Here is a 19,653-nt window from a genome sequence, read left to right on the forward strand (position 1 = left end):
GTCTTGTCATGTCAGGTGGCCTGCAGCTCCATCGCGAGCCGGGTCAGGATGATCTCGAGCTCGTCATCGTCGAGCGGAACCAGCTCGAGGATCAGCTGCCCTTCCTGACTGCGGTTCGTGCTGACGTAGATGGCCGGCATGCCGTGTTCCAGTGCGGCCGCCAGCGTGGTGGCATCGATTCCGCCGGACACGGTCAACAGAACGCGCGACAACGGCAGACCGGTCGGGTCCGGAAGCTCCTCGGCCACCAGGCCAGGCAGCTTGCCGGCCGCAGTGATGAAGGCAGCGACCTTGGCCGCCTGATCCGCCTCCCACTTGGCCCGATCCATCGCGTGCCATTCCTCCAGCGCCGCGAGGACACCGACGATCGACTCCTTCGTCGGCTTCATCGCGCGCCCGATGCCCTTCTCCTGCGCGCGAACGGCCCGCACCAGCCGATGCGTACCCACGACGAGTCCGGCGGTCGGCCCAGCCAGATACTTCTGCGCACTGATCAGTACGACGTCAGCCCCCGTCGCCAGCAGATCCGCGGTCCGGGGGAACTGACCCGCGCCGTCGATGATCGCGGGCACACCCCGACGATGAGCAGCCCGTACTGCGGCCGCCAGATCCACCGGCTCCCCGGAGACGAGTCGAGACGACACCAGCAACAGACAAGCGACCTCAGAGCCCGCCAACGCATCGTCCAGATCCTCAATGCTGCAACGGTTTTCGTTCCCCGCCAGCACTACTGTTGCCCCTGACAACCGAATTGCCTGCAGGTTCGACTGGCCGTAATCCACCGTGTGCACGGCCGGCAGCACCACCCGGTTGTGCAGGTCGGTGGTGTTCGGCAGCGCCGCGATCCGGTCTGGATCGGTACCGGCCATCACGGCCGCGATCGCCAACGTGATCCCGGCGGAGGTGCAGTGCGTGATCGCGCCGGCCTGGGCGCCGGTCGCCAAGGCGAGCGCCTCGCCGGCCCGGTCGGCGAGCTGGTCCATCACGAAGAACTCGGGCAGCGCCTCCGCGACCGCGGCGGCGACGCCGGGCGAGCTGCGGGACACTCCGAGCGGCGTGTAGGTCCCTCTGGCGTTGATCACCTCGGTCAACCGATGCCGCTCGTGTATGCCCATGGTGCGGATCACCATAGTGGCTGTCAGCATCCATTTGCTACGGGTATGGTCAAGCGATGGGGAACGTCAGGTGGGGGCGGGCAGCACTGATCTGTACGGCGCTCGCGCTCGCCGCGGGGTCCGGGGTGGTCGCCGCGCGGCTGGCCGATCCGGGCCGGGGAATCAGCGCCGTCGTACCCACCGCGTCGCCGACCGCGGTCACCTCGGAGCCGTCGATCGCCCCGAGCGCGCCTGCCGGCGTACCGGAGACACCGACTCCCACTGCCGATCCGATGGCGACCAACAATCGCATCGTCCTGCAGAGCAAGCTGTACAAGGTCGGCAAGATCCCGGCCTCGCGCTGCAAGGAGCCGGCGGCCAGGGCGACCTCGCTGGCCAAGGTGAAGCTGTACTACGGCCAGTTCCTCGAATGCCTCAACAAGGCGTGGGCCCCGGTGATGCGCGAAGCCGGCTTCCCGTTCACGGCCCCCAAACTCGTCGTGTACGCCGGCCGTTCCGCCAACACCGCTTGCGATCTGACCAGCACCGCCGTGTACTGCGACGGCACCATCTACATGAGCGCCGACTACGACCTGAAGAACCAGGCGACCTACGACCCGCTGTGGACCCGGACCACGATGGCGTTCCTGATCGCCCATGAGTACGGGCATCACGTCCAGTCGATGGCCGGCATCCTGCAGGCTTCGCACACTCGCGAGTCGTACCTCAGCAACTCCACCCTGGCCCTGCTCGAGAGTCGCCGGCGCGAGCTGCAGGCGTCCTGTCTGAGCGGCGTCTACCTGGGCGCCGACAAGCAGTTCTTCCCCGCCCGAGGCTCCTGGCTGCTGAAGTGGAAGTGGACCGTCCGCAACCGCGGCGACGAGTGGAACCCGCAGCGCACCCACGGCAACAAGACCAACCACAGCCGCTGGTCACGCGCCGGCTTCGATGCCGCTGACCCCGCCGCCTGCAACACCTTCGCCGCCAAACCGGCGACGGTCAGCTGACCAGCTCCACCAGTTGACCGGCGAACGCCTCCAGGATCTGTACTGCGGCCGCCGTGTCCCGATCGACCAGCCAGCCCAGCGTCACCCCGTCGGTGACAGCCAGCGTCATCCGCGCGAGCTGCTCGGCCGGCACCTTCCACTCGACTCCGGTCGCCGCTGAGATCTCGGCCAGAATCGCCTGGATCCCAGCCAGTTGACTCGCCCGTTGCTCGCGGGCCAGCGGCTCGGTCTCCGCGTTGCGCAACGCCCAACTCGTCAGCTCGTACGTCAGCAGTTGGGCCTCAGGCGTCGTCTCGACCAACCGCCAGAAGCCGAGGAACGCGTTCCGCACACTGTCCGCCAGGTCGCCGCCGGGCGTGATCGCCGACCGCGCTGCCACCACCTGCGCCTCCGCGATCACCCGGATCACCTCGTGCAGCAACTCCTCCTTCGACCGGAAGCAGTAGTGCACGATGCCGACCGAGATTCCGAGCTCCTGCGCGATCCGGCGGGTGGTGGTCGCGGCCAGACCCTCCCTGGTGGCGACCTTGATCGCCGCCTGGACCAGGTCGGCGCGGCGCTCCTGCGCGGGTACGCGAGCCATCGGACTCCTCTCGATCGCTCTCACAGTACGTCGAGTAGGTCAAGCGTCCAAGACTCTTGACCTGATGCTACTAGTGAGTCATCGTCAGTTTTTGACGACGACTTTGGGAGGACCAGTGACGCGCGCCCCCGCTCAGCTCACTCGTGTTGTCCGTACGACGGTGGCCGCGCTCTCGGTGAGCGCAGTGATGGCCGCCGGACTGGCCAACACCAGCCAGGCCAAACCGGTGGCGGCTGCTGCCGCCGCGCCGGTCGACTACTGCGTCGGGCAGTGCGCCGACATCGTGCCGCCCGGCCAGAACGGCAACGCGACCTTCACGGATCTGCTGCTGTTCAAGGGATTCGGGACCAGGCCCGCGCACTTCAGCGATACCGTCAAGCCGTACGAGAAGCTGGTCTGGAACTCCCAGGGCATCACCGACGACGGCCTCGACCCGTACTTCGACGACGCCTCGTTCGGCGTGCTGCCGACCGACGTGGCCAGCACCACCAAGCCGCGCGCCGACGTGACGATCGTGCGCGACAAGTCCCGCGGCATCCCGCACATCACCGGCACCACTCGCGAGGGCACCATGTTCGGCGCCGGGTACGCCGGTGCGCAGGACCGGCTGTTCGTGATGGACGTCTTCCGCCACCTCGGCCGCGGCCAGCTGACCCCGTTCGCGGGTGGCGCGGCGGGCAACCGCGCGTTCGAGCAGGAGTTCTGGCGGACCGCGCCGTACAACGAGGCAGACCTGCAGAAGCAGTACGACGACGCCGACGATCTCTACGGCGCCAACGGGCTGAAGATGCAGAAGGACATCCAGGCCTGGGTGGACGGCGTCAACCACTACATCAACACGGTCGGCATCGCCTACCCCGGCGAGTACGTCGCGCTAGGGCTGCCGACGCCGCAGCCCTGGAAGGTGACCGACGTGGTCGCCACCGCGGCCGTGGTGGCCGGCATCTTCGGCACCGGCGGTGGCGGCGAGATGGCCTCCGCGCTCGCGTTGCTGGAGGCGCAGGCGAAGTACGGGGTGGCTCAGGGCACCAAGGTCTGGGAGTCGTTCCGCTCGCAGAACGATCCCGAGGCGAACACGACCGTGCACAACGGGACGTCCTTCCCCTATGGGACGGTCAGCAACACCACCGGGCGCGCGATGCCGGATCGGGGTTCGGTCACGCCGGAGCCGGAGGTCGTCGACCAGACCGGATCGGCCGCGTCCAAGACGCTGAAGCCGAAGAGCAGCTCTGGGGTCAAGCCGCCTCAGAAGGCGCAGACCAAGGAAGCGTTGAAGGGCATCTTCGACGCCGGCGTCTTCCCGGAGGGCTTCGGTCCGAAGGGCATGTCCAACGCGCTGATGGTCTCCGGCCAGCACACCGAGAGCGGCAACCCGATCGCCGTCTACGGCCCGCAGACCGGGTACTTCGCTCCGCAACTCCTGCTCCGCCAGGAACTCCAGGGACCGGGCGTCAGCTCGCGCGGTGTCGCCTTCGCCGGACTCAACTTCTACACCCTGATCGGTCGCGGCGCCGACTACTCCTGGAGCGCGACGTCGGCCGGACAGGACATCACCGACACGTACGCCGTACCGCTGTGTGAAGCCAATGGCGGTACGCCGAGCAAGAACTCGACGTCCTACGTGTTCCGCGGCCAATGCACCCCGATCGAGAAGCTGGAGCGGCACAACGCCTGGTACTCCAGCCTCGGCTCGTCGGAGCCGGCCGGTTCGTACACGCTGGTCGCCCAGCGGACGAAGTACGGGATCGTCACTCATCGCGGGACGGTCGCCGGGAAGCCGGTGCTGTTCACGAAGAACCGGTCGACGTACGGGAACGAGGCGGGCTCGGCGCTCGGGTTCATGTTGTTCAACGATCCGGACGCGATCCACTCGGCGGCCGACTTCCAGAAGGCTGCGGGCAACATCGGCTACACGTTCAACTGGTTCTACACGGACAAGAACTCGATCGCGTACTACAACTCCGGCGACAACCCGGTGCGCGCCGCCGGCGCCGATCCGAACCTGCCGACCTGGAGCACGTACGAGTGGCAAGGCTGGAACCCGGTCACCAACCGGGCGACGTACACGCCGGCTGCCCAGCACCCGCAGGTGGTCAACCAGGACTACCTGACCAGCTGGAACAACAAGCAGGCACCAGGCTTCTCGGCCGCGGACGGCAACTTCGGCTACAACTCGGTCTATCGCAGCCAGCCGCTGGACGACCGGATCAAGTCCGTGATCGGATCCGGGCAGAAGTTCACCCGGGGCAAGCTGGTCGAGGCGATGGAGTCGGCGGCGACCGTCGACCTGCGCGCCGACCAGGTGCTGCCGTATCTGCTGCGAGTGCTGAAGAGCGCGCCGATCACCGATCCGGCGGTCGCGGATGCGGTGGCCAAGCTGCAGGCCTGGCAGGCGGCGGGGAGTCATCGGAAGTCGCCGTCGGAAGCCTCCAAGACCTATGACCACGCCGAGGCGATCCGGATTCTCGACGCTTGGTGGCCGTTGCTGGTGCCGGCTCAGTTCCAGGGGCTCGGACCTGATCTCTACAACTCCCTGGTGAGCGCGCAGAAGATCGACGAGCGACCGAGTGCGCAGGGTTCGGCCTTCCAGAACGGCTGGTGGGGTTTCGTTCAGCGCGACCTCCGCAAGGTGCTCGGCGACCCGGTCAAGACCGCCCAGCCGGTGACGTACTGCGGCGCCGGCGCGCTGGCGGCCTGCCGGACGGTGCTCTCGGATTCATTGCTGGCAGCAACCAAGGTGCCCGCGACGACGACGTACCCGGCGACCGGTGACTGCGCGGCGGGGGACCAGTTCTGCGCCGACCAGATCGTGCACCAGCCGATGGGTGGCATCACCCAGGACAAGATGGCGTGGGTCAACCGGCCGACGTACCAGCAGGTGGTCGAGTTCCCGGCACGACGTGGGGACGACGTCAGCAACCTGGCGGCCGGCAAGACGGCGACCGCGAGCAGCTACGAGGGTGGCGTGTTCAACTCGCCGCCGGCCAAAGCCGTTGACGGGGACCTCAAGACGCGGTGGGCCAGCAACTGGTCGGACCCGCAGTGGCTGAAGGTCGACCTGGGCGCCGAGCAGCCGCTGCGGCGGGTGGTGCTGAACTGGGAGGCCGCGTATGCCTCGGCGTACAAGGTCGAGGTGTCGCGGGACAACGTGAACTGGCAGCAGGTCTACGCGACCTCCAATGGAAATGGTGGCGAAGATGTGGTGCGGTTCGCGCCGGCCCAGGCGCGCTATGTGCGGGTGACCGGAACGAAACGCGCCACGTCGTACGGCTACTCGCTTTATGAGATGCAGGTCTTCAGGCAATGATTACGCCATGAACCAGAATTACCCACCGCACCCGAACCAGCCCTACCCGCCGCAGCAGCCGGGGTACCAGCAGGGACCGCCTCCCGGTTACCAGCAGGGACCCCCGCCGCAGCAGCAGTACGGCTACCAGCAGCCGCCGCCCCCGCCGCAGCAGCACAACGCGCCGAGGGTGGCGCCGCAGGGCTCGCCGTACCCGGTGCTGGTCTCGACGATGAACGACCTGCCCGGCTACACGGCCGAGCAGGTGTTCGGCGAGGTGTTCGGGCTGACCGTGCGGAGCCGCGACTTCGGGTCGAACTTCACCGCCAGCTTCCGCTCGCTGGGCGGCGGCGAGGTGCCGGAGTACACCCAGATGCTGGCCGAGTCGCGGCACGTCGCGGTGATGCGGATGTGCCAGATGGCCCAGCAGATGGGCGCGAACGCGATCCTGGCGATGCGCTTCGACTGCAACGAGATCGCCCAGACGATGAGCGAGGTGGCGGCGTACGGGACGGCCGTCATCGTCCGGCCGGTGGAGAAGCCGCGGCCGAAGGACACCCCTGCCCCGGCCGCCGAGGATGCGAATGACAGCTGAGCTTGCCTTCGGCCCCGACTTCCTGTGGGGCGTGTCGACGTCGGCGTACCAGATCGAGGGCGCGGTGACCGAGGCCGGTCGCGGGCCCTCGACCTGGGACACCTTCTGCGCCGAGCCCGGGCGGATCGCGAACGGCGACACCGGGGCGGTCGCCTGCGACCACTTCCACCGGTACCCCGAGGACGTCGCGCTGATGCAGCGGCTCGGCGTCGACGTCTACCGGTTCTCGTTCTCCTGGCCGCGGGTGCAGCCGGGCGGCAAAGGACTGGCCAACGGCGCCGGGCTGGACTTCTACGACCGGCTGATCGACGAGTTGCTTGCCGCTGGCATCAAACCTGCGCCGACCCTGTTCCACTGGGACACCCCGCAGGAGCTGGAGGACGCGGGCGGCTGGCTGAACCGGGACATCACCTACCGGTTCGCCGACTACGCGACCATCCTGGCCGAGCGGTTCGCCGACCGGGTGCCGTTGTGGATGACGATCAACGAGCCGATGGTGCTCACCCTGATCGGGTACGCCGTGGGCGGGCACGCGCCGGGCAAGCAGCTCAGCTTCGAGGCGTTGCCGGTGGCGCATCACCAACTGCTGGCGCACGGTCGCGCGGTCCAGGCGTTGCGGGCCGGCGGTGCGTCGAACATCGGGATCGCGTCGAACCACTCGCCGACCTGGCCGGCCAGCGACAGCGCCGAGGACGTCGAGGCGGCGGGGCTCTACGACAACCTGATCAACTGGATGTTCTCCGATCCGATCCTGCTCGGCGAGTACCCGTCGGGCATCGGCGACGGGATGCCGGGGCCGGTCGCGGAGGATCTGGAGATCATCTCGACGCCGATCGACTGGTTCGGGCTCAACCACTACGCCCCGGCGCTGGTCGGCGCGCCGACCGGTAACCCGGACTCGGCGGCGACCGATGGCATCCCGATTCCGGCCGGGCTGCCGTTCGAGCCGCGGGCTCTCGAGGGCTACGACAAGACGGACTTCGGCTGGCCCGTCGTACCGGATGCGTTCGGTGAGATCCTGCGGACCTTCAAGACCCGGTACGGCGACAAGCTGCCGCCGATCTACATCACCGAGAACGGCTGCGCGATCAACGACGAACCGGTCGATGGGGTGGTCGCCGACCAACGCCGGATCGACTACCTGGACGGCTACCTGCGGTCGCTGAAGTCGGCGATCGACGACGGGGTGGACGTTCGCGGCTACTTCCAGTGGTCCCTGCTCGACAACTTCGAGTGGGCGGCCGGCTATACCCAGCGCTTCGGGCTGATCCACGTCGACTACGAGACGCTCGAACGCACCCCCAAGGCGTCGTACCACTGGTACCGCGATCTGATTGCTCGTCAACGCCCATGACACCGGCGCTCGCCGAGCCGACGGTCGCGGTTCGGGGGCGATGGACGGCGGCCGTCGTGCTGGCGAATGTCGGGGTGTTCGCCGCGTTTCTCGGGCCGATCCAGGTGTTGCTGGCCAAGCAGTCGGAGGCGGTGGCGGGGGACAACAAGGAGTTCGTCTTCGGGCTGGTGACCGGGATCGGGGCGGCGGTCTCGGTCGTGGCAAACCCGGTGGCGGGTGCTGTCTCCGATCGGACCGGTTCGCGGTTCGGGCGGCGAGTGCCCTGGGTGTTCGGCGGCGCTGTGGGTGGCGCGGGCGGGTTGCTGGTGCTGTCGGGTGCGTCGGCCGTCGCGGTGATGGTGGTCGGCTGGTGCCTGGTGCAACTGTTCTGCAACGCGCTGCTGGCGGCGGTGACTGCCGCAGTACCGGATCGGGTGCCGAAGGTGCAGCGCGGTGTCGTCGGCGGGTGGGTCGCGCTGGCCCAGACGCTCGGCGCGCTGGTCGGCGTGGGGCTTGCCACGGTGGTCGGTGGGATCGGCGTTGGGTATGTCGCGTGTGCTGTGTTCTTGCTGCTGTCGGTCGTGCCTTATCTGGTGGGAAGTGGCGACGAGCGGCTGCCGGAGAAGTCACCGCTGGTGTGGCGTGAGTTCCTGAAGAGCTTCTGGTTGAGTCCTCGGCGGTACCCCGATTTCGGGTGGGCCTGGCTGACTCGGTTCCTGCTCAACCTGGGCAACGGGCTGGGCACGCTCTACCTGTTCTTCTTCCTGCAGGACGCGGTCGAGTACGGCGACCCCGATACCGGCGTACTGATTCTCACGGCGATCTACAGCCTCTGCGTGATCCTCACCGCGGTCTCGTCCGGCAGTTGGTCCGACCGTCTCGGCCGGCGGAAGGTCTTCGTCACCTGGGCGGGCGTGGTGATGGCGGTCGGCGCGGTGGTGCTCGCGGTGTGGCCGACCTGGACCGCGGCGCTGGTCGGCGCGGTGATCCTCGGGATCGGCTTCGGCGTCTACCTGTCCGTCGACTTCGCGCTGCTGACCGAAGTACTGCCGAGTGCGCGCGATCGGGCGAAGGATCTCGGCGTCATCAACATCGCCAACTCGCTGCCGCAGGTGATCGCTCCGGCCATCGCGGCGCCGGTGGTGAAGGTGCTCGGTGGCTATCCGGTTCTGTACGCGTTGGCCGCGGTGGTCACGCTGGCGGGCGCAGTACTGGTGAACAAGGTCAGGTCCGTCGCCTAGTCTGCTGACCATGCCGCTGTTTTCGTTCGAGGGCGTCAGCCCCACCGTGCACCCGGAAGCCTGGATCGCGCCGACCGCCACTCTGGTCGGGAACGTGGTCGTCGAGAAGGACGCGTCGGTCTGGTACGGCGTGGTGATCCGCGCCGACCTCGGCCAGGTGATCATCCGCGAGGGCGCGAACATCCAGGACAACTCGGTCATCCACGTCAACACCGGGGTCTGCGAGGTCGGCAGGAACGCGACCGTCGGGCACCAGTGTCTCGTGCACGACTGCACGGTCGGCGAACAGGCGCTGATCGGCAACGGCGCGATCGTGCTCGACGGTGCTGTGATCGGCGCCCGCACGCTGGTCGCCGCGGGCGCAACGGTCACGCCGGGGGTGGTCATTCCCGAGGAGTCGGTCGCGATGGGCAGTCCGGCGAAGAAGATCATTCCGCTCGACGGCAACGCCAAGCTCTTCGTCGACCACAACGCCGCTATCTACCGCGAACTTGCCCGACGCCACGCGGACTCGGTCGAGCAGGTCGGCTAACCCTGGTAGACCTCGGTGATCAGGGCGACCGCGTCCTGAGTCGCCGGGTGTGGATCGTGCCGCGGCCAGATCACCCGTACTGCGACCGGCGGGGCATCACGCAGCGGGCGGAAGACAACTCCCGCCCGCCCGTACTGCGTGGCGGTGCTCTCCGGGGTGATCCCGACGACGCCGCCGGCCGCGATCCGGGCCAGCCAGTCGTCCACGTCGGCGGTGTCCTCGAGCTGCGGCTGATCGCCGGACGGCCACAGGTCGGCGGTCGTCGTACCGGTGCGACGGTCGGACATCACCGTGCGGTCGCGGACCTCGTCGAGCTTGATCGAGCGGCGGCGTGCCCACGGGTCGTCGGCGGCCAGCACGATGAAGCGGCGTTCGAGTCCGACCTCGGTGACGGCGAAGTGCTTCTCGTCGGGCGGAGTACGGACGATGGCGAGATCGCAGCCGCCTTCGGCCAGGCCGCCGCTCGGGGTGTTGGTGCGGACCATCAGCAGGTCGATGTCGGGATGCCGCTCGGCCCAGCGGCGTTGGAAAGTCGCAGTGTGCTGCCCGAGTGCCGACCAGGCATGGCCGACGCGGAGCGTGGCATGACCTGAGGTCGCCTCGCGGACCAGTTCGTCCATCTCGGCGAGCAGCCGACGGGCTCGCGGTACCAGTTGGGCGCCGGTCGGGGTGAGTGCGATTGTGCGACTGGTCCGGTGCAGCAGCCTGACCTTGAGGGTCTGCTCGAGCGCCGCGAGCGTCCGCGAGACCGCTGCCTGGGATACCCCGAGATCGAGCGCGGCGTCGGTGAAGCTGCCCGCGTCGACGATCGCCACCAGGACCTTGAGTTGCCGCAGCTCCACATCCATACGCCCATCGTATAGATGACTGTTTGATGCATTTTGCGTATTGCTACGGCAGGCACATCCTGCAGCTATGAAAGCCAAGGGCGTGCTGATGATGCTGGGAAGCGCTCTGTCCAACCAGGTCGGCGCCGCGACCGGCGCTCTGGCCTTCCCCGCTCTTGGCCCCGCCGGAGTAGTCGCTGTCCGCCAATGGGTCGCCGCGATCTTGCTGGTCGGGATCACCCGCCCACGCTTCCGGTCCTTCACCCGCCGCGAGTGGCTACCGGTCCTCGCCCTCGCCGCCGTCTACGCGGTGATGAACCTGACCCTCTACACCGCCATCGACCGCATCGGCCTAGGCCTCGCCGTCACCCTGGAGTTCCTGGGCCCCCTAGCCGTCGCCCTGGCAGCCTCACGCCGCCGCCTAGACCTGTACTGCGCCCTAGCCGCAGGCGCCGCAGTCGCAGTACTGATGCGCCCCCAGCCCACCACCGACTACCTCGGCATCGCCTTAGGCCTGGTCGCAGCAGCCTGCTGGGCGGCGTACATCCTCCTCAACCGCACCCTCGGCACCCGCCTCCCCTCAGCCCAAGGCGCCGCCGCCGCCTCAACCGTCTCGGCGCTCGTCTACCTCCCCATCGGCCTCTGGATCCTCCTTACCCACAAGCCGACCCTCCAGTACGTCGCCTACGCAATCGCCGCCGGCGTACTCTCCTCAGCCGTCCCGTTCCTGGTCGACCTGATAGTCCTCCGCCAAGTCCCCACCGGCCTCTACGGCCTCTTCATGAGCATCAACCCACTCCTCGCCGTACTCGTGGGCTGGGCGGTCCTCAGTCAGACGCTCGGCTTGATCGAATGGCTGGCCATCGCCGCGATCATCACCGCCAACGCCGTCGCCGCGTCCGTGCCGGTCAGCCCAGCAAAGCAGCCCGCAGCAACGGATCACCTGCAAGCAACCCCGGCAGGTTGTCCGTAACCGCCCGCCGAATCAGCTGCTCCAGTCGCGAATCGTCACAGCGTCTCCTGGTCGGCCCGGAGTACTCCGGCGACAGCATCATCGCGCTCACAACCACGGTTACACCCCGGCGATCCACCTGACCAACGATCTGATCCAACGCCCTGTCGAGGATCTCGCCGAGCTCCTCGACCTCGACGAGCTCCCGCAGATTCAGCAACCATCGCCCGCTCGCCGCGTGACTGTGGCTGTCGGCGGCGAACGCGATCACCACCGCGTCTTGGCCATCCTCGGCCCGGAGTTGCCACGACCGGCTGGCACGAAGCAGCGCCGCGTGGTCAACCGGCGGCCGCACGCGTTCCTCCACCTCTAATCGCGTAGTCAGCCCCGGGACCAGCGCCGCCAGGTCTTCCATCAGCTGATCGAGCGCGCCGAGCTCGATGCGCCGCGGCGACTCGAAGATCTCCGGATCCGGCCGGAACGCCACCGACGTACCGGTCATGCTCTTGCCGTCCACTCGGGTCAGGCCGTCAACGGCTCGACCGGCCGCAAACCGCTGCCGCCAGGTCTGGCCGTCGCGGGTCGTGGTGATCTCCAGCCGATCACTCAAGGCACACACCACCTGCAGGCCGACGCCGAAGGCAAGATGCACGTGCGGCTGATGCCCGTCCGCGGTCGGGGGTGTCCTGTGGGGTTGTCGCCACGCGGGTCAGGAACGGTACGCCGTCAACTCCCGGTGTCACGTCGATGCCAGGTCCGTCGTCGGTGACCGTGAACCCGCCGTCCTGCTCCACCCGGACCCGCAGTTCGGTCACTGCGCCGACCAGCGCCAGGTCGACGCTGTTGCTCACCACCTCCCGGACCATCTCGTCGATTCCTCGAGAGTCGGTGCTGCCGACGTACATCCCAGGCCGCCGACGAACTTGCTCTATCCAGTCCACCTTCAAGTTGTACGGCAGCAGCGGGGCACCGGGGTGGTGCCCCGCTGCTGATGTCAGCCGGCAAGGCCGGTGGGGGTCAGCCAGTCGAAGGGGCGGTAGACGGCTGGGCCTAGGCCTAGGCCTTCGGCGATCTGTTCGCGGAGGCGGTTGGTGGCGAAGGCTCCGACTACGTTCATCTGGGCGTCGCGGTAGTGCCGCTCTACTTCGTGGCCCTGGGTGACGCCGGCGGCGCCGTGGATCTGGACGGCGCGTTGGGTGACCTCGACGGCCATCTCGGTGGCGTAGACCTTGAGCATGCCGATGAGTTGGCGGGCGGAGTTGCCGCCGACTCGTTCGGCGGCGCAGCGTTGGGCCAGGAGGCGGGCTGCGTCGATCTGGGTGCGGGAGTCGGCGAGTTGGGCTTGGATTCCTTCCATGTGGGCGAGGGGGCGGCCGAAGGAGACTCGTTTGCGGGCGTAGCGGACCGAGGCGGCGAGGGCGGACTCGGCGGTGGCGACCGCGGCGACGGAGACCAGGAGCCAGCCCCAGGTCATGCCTTCGGCCAGTTCGGTGAAGGGGACCGGGATGACGTTCGCCTCGTCGACGTGGGCGTCGGTGTAGACGATGCCGCCCCACGGCATGCCTCGTAGACCCATGTGGGGGATGTCGTACCGGCGTACGCCGGGCTGGTCGAGTTCGACGAAGGCGAGGCACCACTCCGGGCCGTCGTCGCCGGGGAGCATTTCGCGGCGGGCCAACGTGACGGCGATGTCGGCACGAGGGGCGTTGGTGATCCGCGACTTCTCGCCGCTGATCGTGTAGCCCTCGCCCGTACGCCGTACCAAGGTCCGGTAGGTGCCCGCGTCGCTGCCGGCGGCGGTCTCGACGATGGCGAAGGCCGCGAGCTTCTCGCCGGTCGCGACCGACCGGATCAGCTCGTGGTGGCGCTCGTTTCCGTAGGTGGCCATGAGATTGCCGCACAGCAGGGACGAGACGGTGGCGGCCCAGTAGGTGCCGGAGCAGGCGCGGGCGAGCGACTCCATCGCCTGGACCTGAGTCGCGGCGTCGGCGCCGCTGCCACCGAGGTGTTCGGGATGGAAGAGACCCAGGTAGCCGGTCTCGACCAGCTCCTGCCAGCTCTCGGTCGGGATGGAGCCGGTGGCGTCTGTCTGGGTGGCGCGACCGGCGATGGCGGAGAAGGTGTCGACGTCGAAGTACATGGCGGTTGAGGTCCTCACGGTCAGCCGAGTCCGAGCAGAGATGCCGCGATCACGGGGCGCAGTACGTCGGCGCCGCCGCCGGTCGAGGCGAAGAAGAGGGCGTCGCGGTGCGCCCGCTCGACGAACCCATCGGCTGTCGACGCGGCCGGTCCGGCGAGCTGGGCGGCTCCCTCGGCGACGGCGCGAACAGCGGAGGCGATGAACAGCCGGGCGGTGGCTGCCTCCTGATGGGACGGAGCCGCGTCGCCGACGAACTGGGCGGCAGCGCGGTTCAGCAGTCCGGCGGCGAGCTCGTCCTGGATGGCGAGGTCGGCCAGCAGGAACCGCACGGACTGTGAGTGCGCGAGCGGAGCGCCGAACAGATCGCGGGTACGGGCGGTGTCCAGCGACTCGTCGATCAGCGCCCGCATGATGCCGAGCCACGAAGCGCTGGTGAAGACCCAGTCCAGCGTGGCGAGCAGCGGCTCGGTCTCGGTGACAGCCGCACCGACGGTGCCGACCACGGCCTCCCACGACACCCTGCACTCGTCGAAGGAGAGCCGCCCCCACGGGCAGCTGTGCATGGCCGAAGTGCTGGTCTCCTCGACCCGCAGGCCAGCCGTGTCACGGTCGATCAGGTACGCCGTCCGCGATCCGTCGCTGTGCTCGGCGATCACCAGGTAGTGGTGCGCTTGGTTGCCGAGGACAACTTGTTCGAGCTCGCCGGAGAGCACCCAGCCGTCGTCGGCAGCCGAGGCCGAGACGGTGGAGGCGAACGCCGCACCCTGGGTCTGTCGCAGCGAGAGCCCGCCGACCCATTCACCAGCAGCGATCTGGGGTAGGTAGCGCTCCTGCTGCGCGCTGGTCCCGAAGGAGCGCAGCGGCGCGGTGGCCAGGACGGTATGTGTGGTGACCGCCAGGGCGAGACCCGGATCCTGGGATCCCTCGCCGAGCGCGGTCAGGAAAGCAGCAGTCTGTACGCCGGTCTGCCCCTCGCCGTAGGCGGCGATCAGGGCCTTGAAGAGGTGTTCGTCCCAGTGCCGCTGACGATCACGGTCCGGGGCGGTGGGACGTGCGAGGTGACTGGCGAGATAACGGACCCGCTCGGTCAATGACGTGATCGAGTCATTGCCAGCACCCGGGGATTTCGGAAACGCCATCATTTCCTTCCCTTCGTTCGTGAATCGGCCGAAGACGAATTCAAGAACGGTAGCTCCGCCGGCCGGGCGATTTCGGAAACATCACACGAAACCGGCGGCGAGCCAAAATTCGGCACCCACCTTGGCGCGTCTCCACAAGGCTTCACATTTCTTCACAGTGAACAGCTTGCTGGTTACCGGCTGCCGACCTCAAGGTTGATCTCGGCACCCAATGACCGCCCACACAAAGGGAGCACAACGGCAATGACTGATGCAGTGATCGAGCCCCGATTATCAGATGCGACGCTGCGGGACTCGGCCCATATGGCCGGCGTCGAGTTCGGTCCGCAGGACGCGGCAACGATTGCAGAACTGCTGGTGAAGACCGGTATCGAGCTGGTCGAGGTCGGCATGATCTCCGGTCCGAAGAGCAAGGACGCGGACCTGATCCTGGCCACCCACGAGGCGATCGGCCCGGAGCGCAGCATGTCGCTCGTGGTGGTCCGCGACCGGCAGCAGGTCGCCACCGCGCTGGACGAGGCGGAGCGGCTCGGCGTACGGCACATCATGTACTCGATCCCCACCTCCGCGGAGCACGCCCAGCTCAAGCTCGGATCGCCTAGCGCCAAGTTCGTCGAGGTGCTGGCCCGGTCGGCGATCACCCAGGCCAAGGAGCGCGGCTTCCACGTCACGTTCAGCGGCGAGGACGGCGCCCGGACGCCGCGGGAGCGGCTGGTTCCCTACGTGGCTTCGGGTTTCGAGGCCGGCGCCGACCGGTTCCGGCTGGCCGAGACCGTTGCCTACCTGTCGCCGTGGCAGATGGAGTCGGTGATCGGCGACCTGACCGCGATCGACGGTTCCGAGATCGAGATCCACTCCCACAACATGCTCGGGATGGCAGTGGCGAACTCGCTGGCCGCCGTCCGGGCCGGCGCGCAGTGGATCTCGGCAACGGTCGGTGGCATCGGTGAGCGCGGTGGCAACGCCCCGCTGGCCGAGCTGTTGATGGCGCTGCGGATCGTCCACGGCGACACCCGCTTCGACCTGAGTCACCTGACCGAGCTGTCCCGGGTGGCGCTGCACGGCGCCGGGCTGGGCACCGCGTTCCAGTCCGGGCCGACCTCGCCGCACGCCTTCGCCTACGAGCTGCCCGGTCAGCTCACCAACCCGGAGGCGTACGAGACGCTGCCGGCCGAGACCGTCGGCAACACCCGTGAGCTGCTGGTCCGGACCCGGCTCACCCCGGCGCTGGTCCGCTGGGCACTGCTGGATTCCGGCCTCACCGTCGACGTCGATTCCTTCACCACCTGGCTGATCGACCACCAGCTGGAAAACGGCCGGCATTTGCTCGACCGGGACGGAATCCGTAAAGCCGCCGTTGATTTCCAGTCCCGCTGAATTCACCTGCCAGACACCTCATTCCTACTTTCTCGCTGGAGTTATCTGATGTCCACCGCCACCCTTTCCGGTATTTGCCCCGAGTGCGAGACCGACCTGACCGTGCCGCCGCTGGTCGAAGGCGAGACGCTGTCCTGCCCCGAGTGCATGCTGACGCTGCGGGTCGAAGGCGTCGAGGCCGGCCAGCTGCGGCTGTCCATGGTCGAGGTACAGCTGCGCGACTGGGGCCAGTGAGATGACCAAGTCCATCGCGATCGTCGCGGACCGGATCGCCTGGGAGGAGCGGCAGCTGATCGAGGCCGGTCCCGACCTCGGCCTGACCGTCGAGTGGATCAACGACGAGTCGTTGTGCCTGGGCCAGTCGGACGTGACCGCGTTGAGCAGGTTCGACGCGATCCTGCTCCGAAGTCGTAGCTATACCCGTGGTGGCCTGATCGCCACCCTCGCCGAGGAGTCGGGCAGCCGGGTGATCAACTCGGCCCGCGCGATCAACCTGTGCGAGAACAAGGCCGTACTGCGAACCGCCCTGCGCGCCGCGAACGTGCCGGTCCCTGAGTTCCGGCTGGTGCTGTCCCGCTCCGACTTCGCCCGGGCGCTCAAGGAGTTCGCGCCACCGGTGGTCCTGAAGCCGGTGTACGGCGGAATGGGCAAGCGGGTCGCGCTGATCCGCGACGCCGACGCCGCCCACTCCCTGTACGACTACGTCGAGGACCTCGGCCACGCCTTCGAGCAGGCGTGTCTGGTGGAACCCTTCCTCGCCGGTGGGGCCTCCACCCGCTGCCTGGTGGTCGGCGACGTGCTGGTCGGCGTGGCCGAGTTCACCACCGGCGGAGAGGACTGGCGCAACAACGCGGCGCTGGGCAACCTCAGCCGGGCCGCTGCAGACGACCCTGAGGTGACGAAGATCGTCAACGGCGTACTGGACGTGCTCGGTCCCGGGATCTACGGCATCGACCTGTTCCAGACCTCCGAGGGCTACGTCGTCAACGAGGTCAACCACGCCCCTGGTTTCCGGGCGGTCGCCCAGGCCACCGGTGTGAACGTCGCTGACGCCATCGGCGGCTACCTGCAGGAGGTGCTGTCGTGATCCGGGCCGGCATCGTCGGCGCCTCCGGGCTGGCCGGCGGCGACCTGATCAGGCTGATCGCCCAGCATCCGGAGATGGAGCTCACCTTCCTGGGCGGCTCGTCCAACATCGGCCGTCGCCTGGCCGAGCTGCATCCCGGCCTGCGGTTCGACCTCGGGTTGACGGTGCAGCCGGTGACCGAGGACATTGCGGACAAGGTCGACGTGCTGTTCCTCGCCACCCCTGCGCCGGTCTCGGCACAGTTGGCCGAACAGCTGGCCGACAAGGTCGCGGCCATCATCGACCTGAGCGGCGCCTTCCGGATCCGTACGCCGGAACTGCACAAGCGCTGGTACCCGAAGGTCAACCGGCAGACCGAGCTGGCCGACCGTTTCGTGTACGGCGTACCGGAGCTGGTCGCCGACCAGTTGCCGGGAGCCGCGCTGATCTCGCTGCCGGGCTGCTATGCCACCTCGATGACGCTTGCCCTTGCCCCGTTGACATTGGGGCTCGGACTGGAGCTGAAGACAGTTGTTGTCGACGGCAAGAGTGGTTCCAGCGGCGGCGGCCTGTCCTTGCGGACGACGGACCTGCACCCGCTCCGCAACGGGGCGATCGCGCCGTACTCGCCGACCGGCCACCGGCACGCGGGTGAGGTGCGGGACTTCTTCGACCGCAGCAAGCCCGGCACGATCGGCTCGTTCTCGATGTCCGCGTACGGCGTATCGCACGTCCGCGGCCTGATGACGAGCAGCTACGTGTTCACCGACGCGGAGCTCACCCAGCGCGACCTGCACCGGGCGTACACCCGCTTCTACAAGGGCAAGCCGTTCGTCCGGGTCCGCCGGCACGACGAGACCCTGATCCCGGTGCCGGACCCGCAGGCGGTGCTCGGCTCCAACTACTGCGACGTGACCGTCCTGTACGACGAGGAGAACAGCCGGATCGTGGCCCTCGCCGCCCTGGACAACCTGGTCAAGGGCGCTGCCGGGCAAGCGGTTCAGGCTGCCAACCTGCGGTTCTCGCTGCCCGAGGACTCGGGCCTGACGATGCAGCCGGTGATGCCGGCATGAGCGCCGCAGTACCGACCGTCGTCAAGCTCGGCGGCAGTTGCCTGGACGATCTGGCCGGAACCTGGTGGGACGACCTGGCCGAACACGGCGCGGACCACCCGCTGGTCCTGGTGCACGGCTGGTCAAAGCCGCTCAAGGAGTTCAGCGCGCGGTACCGCGATCCGTCCGCGATCCTGCGGGACCGGTACGGCAACCAGAGCCGGTGGACCACGCCCGAGGTGATCGCCGACATCAAGACCGTCAGCGCGGTGATGGCTCAGGACGTGATCTCTCGGTTGGAGTACCGCGGCATCACGGTCGAGCGCCAGCTGGGCAGTGATGGTCTGGTGCATGCCGGCCAGGGCGAGAGCTGGTGGTGGCAGAACAAGCAGTTGGTGGAGCTGGACAACCTGGTCGGGCCGATCACCAAGGTGGAGCCGACGGTGCTGAAGAACCTGCGGCCGGGTCACGCCTACCTGGTGACTCCGCTGGCCAGGAACGAAGCGGGCCAGGAGGTCAACACCGACGCCGACCGCGCCGCCGCAGCCATCGCCGGAGCCACAGGTGCCACGAACCTGGTGCTCGTCACCGACGTGGCGCATCTGCTGATCGACGGCGAACCGGTCGACCGGATCGACGCCGAAGGCGCTGCGGCTTTCCGCGACAAGGGCGCCACCGGCGGGATGCGCAAGAAGTTGCGTGCCGCCGGCGAGGCCCTCGACCAGGGCGTGCGCGAGGTCGTCATCGGCAGTGCCCCGGTCTCCGAGCTGCTGGCCGGCCGGACCGGCACCGTCATCACTCGAGACCAAGGAGCACGATCGTGACGCAATCGCGGGTGCTGGTCGTCAACAACCGCACACTTTCCCTGCCCCAGCTGCGCCGCCGGTTCGAGGACTTCGGCTCGGCGACCGACGTGGTCAGCAGTACCGAGGTACCGGCGAAGCTGGGTGGCCGCTACCAGGCGATCGTGCTGAGCGGGACCAAGGTGCGGGCCTACGACACGGAGTACTACAAGCCGTTGGTCGATCTGGTGATGACGTCGGACGTCCCGGTGTTCGGGATCTGCGGCGGGATGCAGATCATCGCGGTCTCGCAGGGCGGCGAACTGGCCGAGGGTCCGCAGCGGGTCGGCGGCCACGACGCCGAGGTGGACAAGGACGAGGCGTTGTTCAACTTCGTCAAGCCGACCGTGACGGTGTTCCACCGGCACACCCTCTACCTGCAGGCGGCACCGGCCGGATTCCGGTCGATCGGCCGCTCCGACCATGCGCCGGTGGAGTTCCTGCGCTCCGACGACGGCCGGATCTTCGGCTCCCAGGCGCATCTGGAGTTCCGCGACGACGGGCGCGAGATCCTGCGCGGCTTCGCCCAGCTCTACCAGTGAACTCCCACTACCACCTTCCACCTCCCTCACGACTTCGAAGGACTT

General features: G+C 68.1%; 20 protein-coding genes. 13 read left to right on the top strand and 7 right to left on the bottom strand.

The genetic code is table 11. The annotated features are described in order from the left end of the window. Nucleotides 1-11: 11 nt before the first annotated feature. The gene (locus AB0P21_RS38610; RefSeq protein ID WP_363703983.1) at nt 12-1,115 is read right to left on the bottom strand and encodes an aminotransferase class V-fold PLP-dependent enzyme; all 1,104 of its coding nucleotides are present in this window, start codon (nt 1,113-1,115) and stop codon (nt 12-14) included. 56 nt (nt 1,116-1,171) lie between these two features. On the opposite strand from AB0P21_RS38610, the gene AB0P21_RS38615 reads away from it, so the two are divergent. Next, the gene (locus tag AB0P21_RS38615; protein WP_363703985.1) at nt 1,172-2,101 is read left to right on the top strand and encodes a neutral zinc metallopeptidase; all 930 of its coding nucleotides are present in this window, start codon (nt 1,172-1,174) and stop codon (nt 2,099-2,101) included. On the opposite strand, the gene AB0P21_RS38620 is transcribed toward AB0P21_RS38615, so the two are convergent. Beyond that, nucleotides 2,094-2,684, bottom strand: a complete 591-nt coding sequence (locus AB0P21_RS38620) for a TetR family transcriptional regulator (protein WP_363703987.1) — start codon at nt 2,682-2,684, stop codon at nt 2,094-2,096. The genes AB0P21_RS38615 and AB0P21_RS38620 overlap by 8 nt on opposite strands. Before the next feature lie 115 nt (nt 2,685-2,799). Here AB0P21_RS38620 and AB0P21_RS38625 point away from each other — a divergent pair, with 115 nt between their 5' ends. Genes AB0P21_RS38625 through AB0P21_RS38645 form a run of 5 tightly spaced genes read left to right on the top strand, consistent with a single transcriptional unit; the run spans nt 2,800 to nt 9,671 of the window. Continuing rightward, a complete protein-coding gene (locus AB0P21_RS38625; protein ID WP_363703989.1) occupies nt 2,800-5,991 on the top strand; it encodes a penicillin acylase family protein in 3,192 nt (1,063 codons plus the stop codon). Between the two features lie 7 nt (nt 5,992-5,998). Then, nucleotides 5,999-6,565, top strand: coding sequence for a heavy metal-binding domain-containing protein (locus tag AB0P21_RS38630; protein ID WP_363703991.1), 567 nt, complete (start codon nt 5,999-6,001; stop codon nt 6,563-6,565). Then, entirely contained in the window at nt 6,555-7,919 is a 1,365-nt protein-coding gene (locus AB0P21_RS38635) for a GH1 family beta-glucosidase (RefSeq protein WP_363703993.1), read from the top strand. The genes AB0P21_RS38630 and AB0P21_RS38635 overlap by 11 nt, the downstream gene beginning before the upstream one ends. Continuing rightward, complete coding sequence (locus AB0P21_RS38640) at nt 7,916-9,139, top strand: MFS transporter (RefSeq protein ID WP_363703995.1); 1,224 nt, start codon at nt 7,916-7,918, stop codon at nt 9,137-9,139. Before AB0P21_RS38635 ends, AB0P21_RS38640 begins: the two co-directional genes overlap by 4 nt. Nucleotides 9,140-9,149: 10 nt before the next feature. After that, nucleotides 9,150-9,671: a gamma carbonic anhydrase family protein gene (locus tag AB0P21_RS38645; RefSeq protein ID WP_363703997.1), complete on the top strand. Its 522-nt coding sequence runs from the start codon at nt 9,150-9,152 to the stop codon at nt 9,669-9,671. On the opposite strand, the gene AB0P21_RS38650 is transcribed toward AB0P21_RS38645, so the two are convergent. Next, nucleotides 9,668-10,519: a LysR family transcriptional regulator gene (locus AB0P21_RS38650; protein WP_363703999.1), complete on the bottom strand. Its 852-nt coding sequence runs from the start codon at nt 10,517-10,519 to the stop codon at nt 9,668-9,670. The genes AB0P21_RS38645 and AB0P21_RS38650 overlap by 4 nt on opposite strands. A gap of 67 nt (nt 10,520-10,586) precedes the next feature. On the opposite strand from AB0P21_RS38650, the gene AB0P21_RS38655 reads away from it, so the two are divergent. Then, nucleotides 10,587-11,471 carry an EamA family transporter gene (locus AB0P21_RS38655; protein ID WP_363704001.1) on the top strand — a complete coding sequence of 295 codons (885 nt, stop codon included), beginning with the start codon at nt 10,587-10,589 and terminating at the stop codon, nt 11,469-11,471. Here AB0P21_RS38655 and AB0P21_RS38660 read toward each other — a convergent pair. Genes AB0P21_RS38660 through AB0P21_RS38675 form a run of 4 tightly spaced genes read right to left on the bottom strand, consistent with a single transcriptional unit; the run spans nt 11,407 to nt 14,732 of the window. Continuing rightward, nucleotides 11,407-12,060: a hypothetical protein gene (locus tag AB0P21_RS38660; protein WP_363704003.1), complete on the bottom strand. Its 654-nt coding sequence runs from the start codon at nt 12,058-12,060 to the stop codon at nt 11,407-11,409. The two genes, AB0P21_RS38655 and AB0P21_RS38660, sit on opposite strands and share 65 nt — an antisense overlap. Then, nucleotides 12,053-12,391, bottom strand: a complete 339-nt coding sequence (locus AB0P21_RS38665) for an ATP-binding protein (RefSeq protein ID WP_363704005.1) — start codon at nt 12,389-12,391, stop codon at nt 12,053-12,055. The genes AB0P21_RS38660 and AB0P21_RS38665 overlap by 8 nt, the downstream gene beginning before the upstream one ends. A 53-nt stretch (nt 12,392-12,444) precedes the next feature. Beyond that, a complete protein-coding gene (locus AB0P21_RS38670) occupies nt 12,445-13,590 on the bottom strand; it encodes an acyl-CoA dehydrogenase family protein (RefSeq protein WP_363704007.1) in 1,146 nt (381 codons plus the stop codon). 20 nt (nt 13,591-13,610) lie between these two features. After that, nucleotides 13,611-14,732: an acyl-CoA dehydrogenase family protein gene (locus tag AB0P21_RS38675; protein ID WP_363704009.1), complete on the bottom strand. Its 1,122-nt coding sequence runs from the start codon at nt 14,730-14,732 to the stop codon at nt 13,611-13,613. A 240-nt stretch (nt 14,733-14,972) separates the two neighbouring features. Here AB0P21_RS38675 and AB0P21_RS38680 point away from each other — a divergent pair, with 240 nt between their 5' ends. Genes AB0P21_RS38680 through AB0P21_RS38705 form a run of 6 tightly spaced genes read left to right on the top strand, consistent with a single transcriptional unit; the run spans nt 14,973 to nt 19,608 of the window. After that, a complete protein-coding gene (locus AB0P21_RS38680; RefSeq protein WP_363704011.1) occupies nt 14,973-16,106 on the top strand; it encodes a hypothetical protein in 1,134 nt (377 codons plus the stop codon). A 48-nt stretch (nt 16,107-16,154) separates the two neighbouring features. After that, entirely contained in the window at nt 16,155-16,340 is a 186-nt protein-coding gene (locus AB0P21_RS38685) for a hypothetical protein (RefSeq protein WP_363704013.1), read from the top strand. A 1-nt stretch (nt 16,341) separates the two neighbouring features. Further along, nucleotides 16,342-17,193 carry a RimK family alpha-L-glutamate ligase gene (locus AB0P21_RS38690; protein ID WP_363704015.1) on the top strand — a complete coding sequence of 284 codons (852 nt, stop codon included), beginning with the start codon at nt 16,342-16,344 and terminating at the stop codon, nt 17,191-17,193. Continuing rightward, nucleotides 17,190-18,245, top strand: coding sequence for an N-acetyl-gamma-glutamyl-phosphate reductase (gene argC, locus AB0P21_RS38695; protein WP_363704017.1), 1,056 nt, complete (start codon nt 17,190-17,192; stop codon nt 18,243-18,245). The genes AB0P21_RS38690 and argC overlap by 4 nt, the downstream gene beginning before the upstream one ends. Then, nucleotides 18,242-19,048, top strand: a complete 807-nt coding sequence (locus AB0P21_RS38700; protein WP_363704019.1) for a hypothetical protein — start codon at nt 18,242-18,244, stop codon at nt 19,046-19,048. The genes argC and AB0P21_RS38700 overlap by 4 nt, the downstream gene beginning before the upstream one ends. Beyond that, nucleotides 19,045-19,608 carry a gamma-glutamyl-gamma-aminobutyrate hydrolase family protein gene (locus AB0P21_RS38705; RefSeq protein ID WP_363704021.1) on the top strand — a complete coding sequence of 188 codons (564 nt, stop codon included), beginning with the start codon at nt 19,045-19,047 and terminating at the stop codon, nt 19,606-19,608. Before AB0P21_RS38700 ends, AB0P21_RS38705 begins: the two co-directional genes overlap by 4 nt. The last annotated feature ends 45 nt before the right edge of the window (nt 19,609-19,653 follow it).

The organism is Kribbella sp. NPDC056861, from assembly GCF_040687575.1.
Taxonomy (GTDB): Bacteria; Actinomycetota; Actinomycetes; order Propionibacteriales; family Kribbellaceae; genus Kribbella.

Coding starts and splice junctions, on each gene's coding strand:
- AB0P21_RS38645 (WP_363703997.1), top strand. CDS start 9,150: ATGCCGCTGTTTTCGTTCGAGGGCGTCAGCCCCACCGTGCACCCGGAA.
- AB0P21_RS38630 (WP_363703991.1), top strand. CDS start 5,999: ATGAACCAGAATTACCCACCGCACCCGAACCAGCCCTACCCGCCGCAG.
- AB0P21_RS38635 (WP_363703993.1), top strand. CDS start 6,555: ATGACAGCTGAGCTTGCCTTCGGCCCCGACTTCCTGTGGGGCGTGTCG.
- AB0P21_RS38675 (WP_363704009.1), bottom strand. CDS start 14,732: ATGATGGCGTTTCCGAAATCCCCGGGTGCTGGCAATGACTCGATCACG.
- AB0P21_RS38685 (WP_363704013.1), top strand. CDS start 16,155: ATGTCCACCGCCACCCTTTCCGGTATTTGCCCCGAGTGCGAGACCGAC.
- AB0P21_RS38690 (WP_363704015.1), top strand. CDS start 16,342: ATGACCAAGTCCATCGCGATCGTCGCGGACCGGATCGCCTGGGAGGAG.
- AB0P21_RS38615 (WP_363703985.1), top strand. CDS start 1,172: ATGGGGAACGTCAGGTGGGGGCGGGCAGCACTGATCTGTACGGCGCTC.
- AB0P21_RS38610 (WP_363703983.1), bottom strand. CDS start 1,115: ATGGGCATACACGAGCGGCATCGGTTGACCGAGGTGATCAACGCCAGA.
- AB0P21_RS38700 (WP_363704019.1), top strand. CDS start 18,242: ATGAGCGCCGCAGTACCGACCGTCGTCAAGCTCGGCGGCAGTTGCCTG.
- AB0P21_RS38680 (WP_363704011.1), top strand. CDS start 14,973: ATGACTGATGCAGTGATCGAGCCCCGATTATCAGATGCGACGCTGCGG.
- AB0P21_RS38620 (WP_363703987.1), bottom strand. CDS start 2,684: ATGGCTCGCGTACCCGCGCAGGAGCGCCGCGCCGACCTGGTCCAGGCG.
- AB0P21_RS38655 (WP_363704001.1), top strand. CDS start 10,587: ATGAAAGCCAAGGGCGTGCTGATGATGCTGGGAAGCGCTCTGTCCAAC.
- AB0P21_RS38670 (WP_363704007.1), bottom strand. CDS start 13,590: ATGTACTTCGACGTCGACACCTTCTCCGCCATCGCCGGTCGCGCCACC.
- AB0P21_RS38650 (WP_363703999.1), bottom strand. CDS start 10,519: ATGGATGTGGAGCTGCGGCAACTCAAGGTCCTGGTGGCGATCGTCGAC.
- AB0P21_RS38640 (WP_363703995.1), top strand. CDS start 7,916: ATGACACCGGCGCTCGCCGAGCCGACGGTCGCGGTTCGGGGGCGATGG.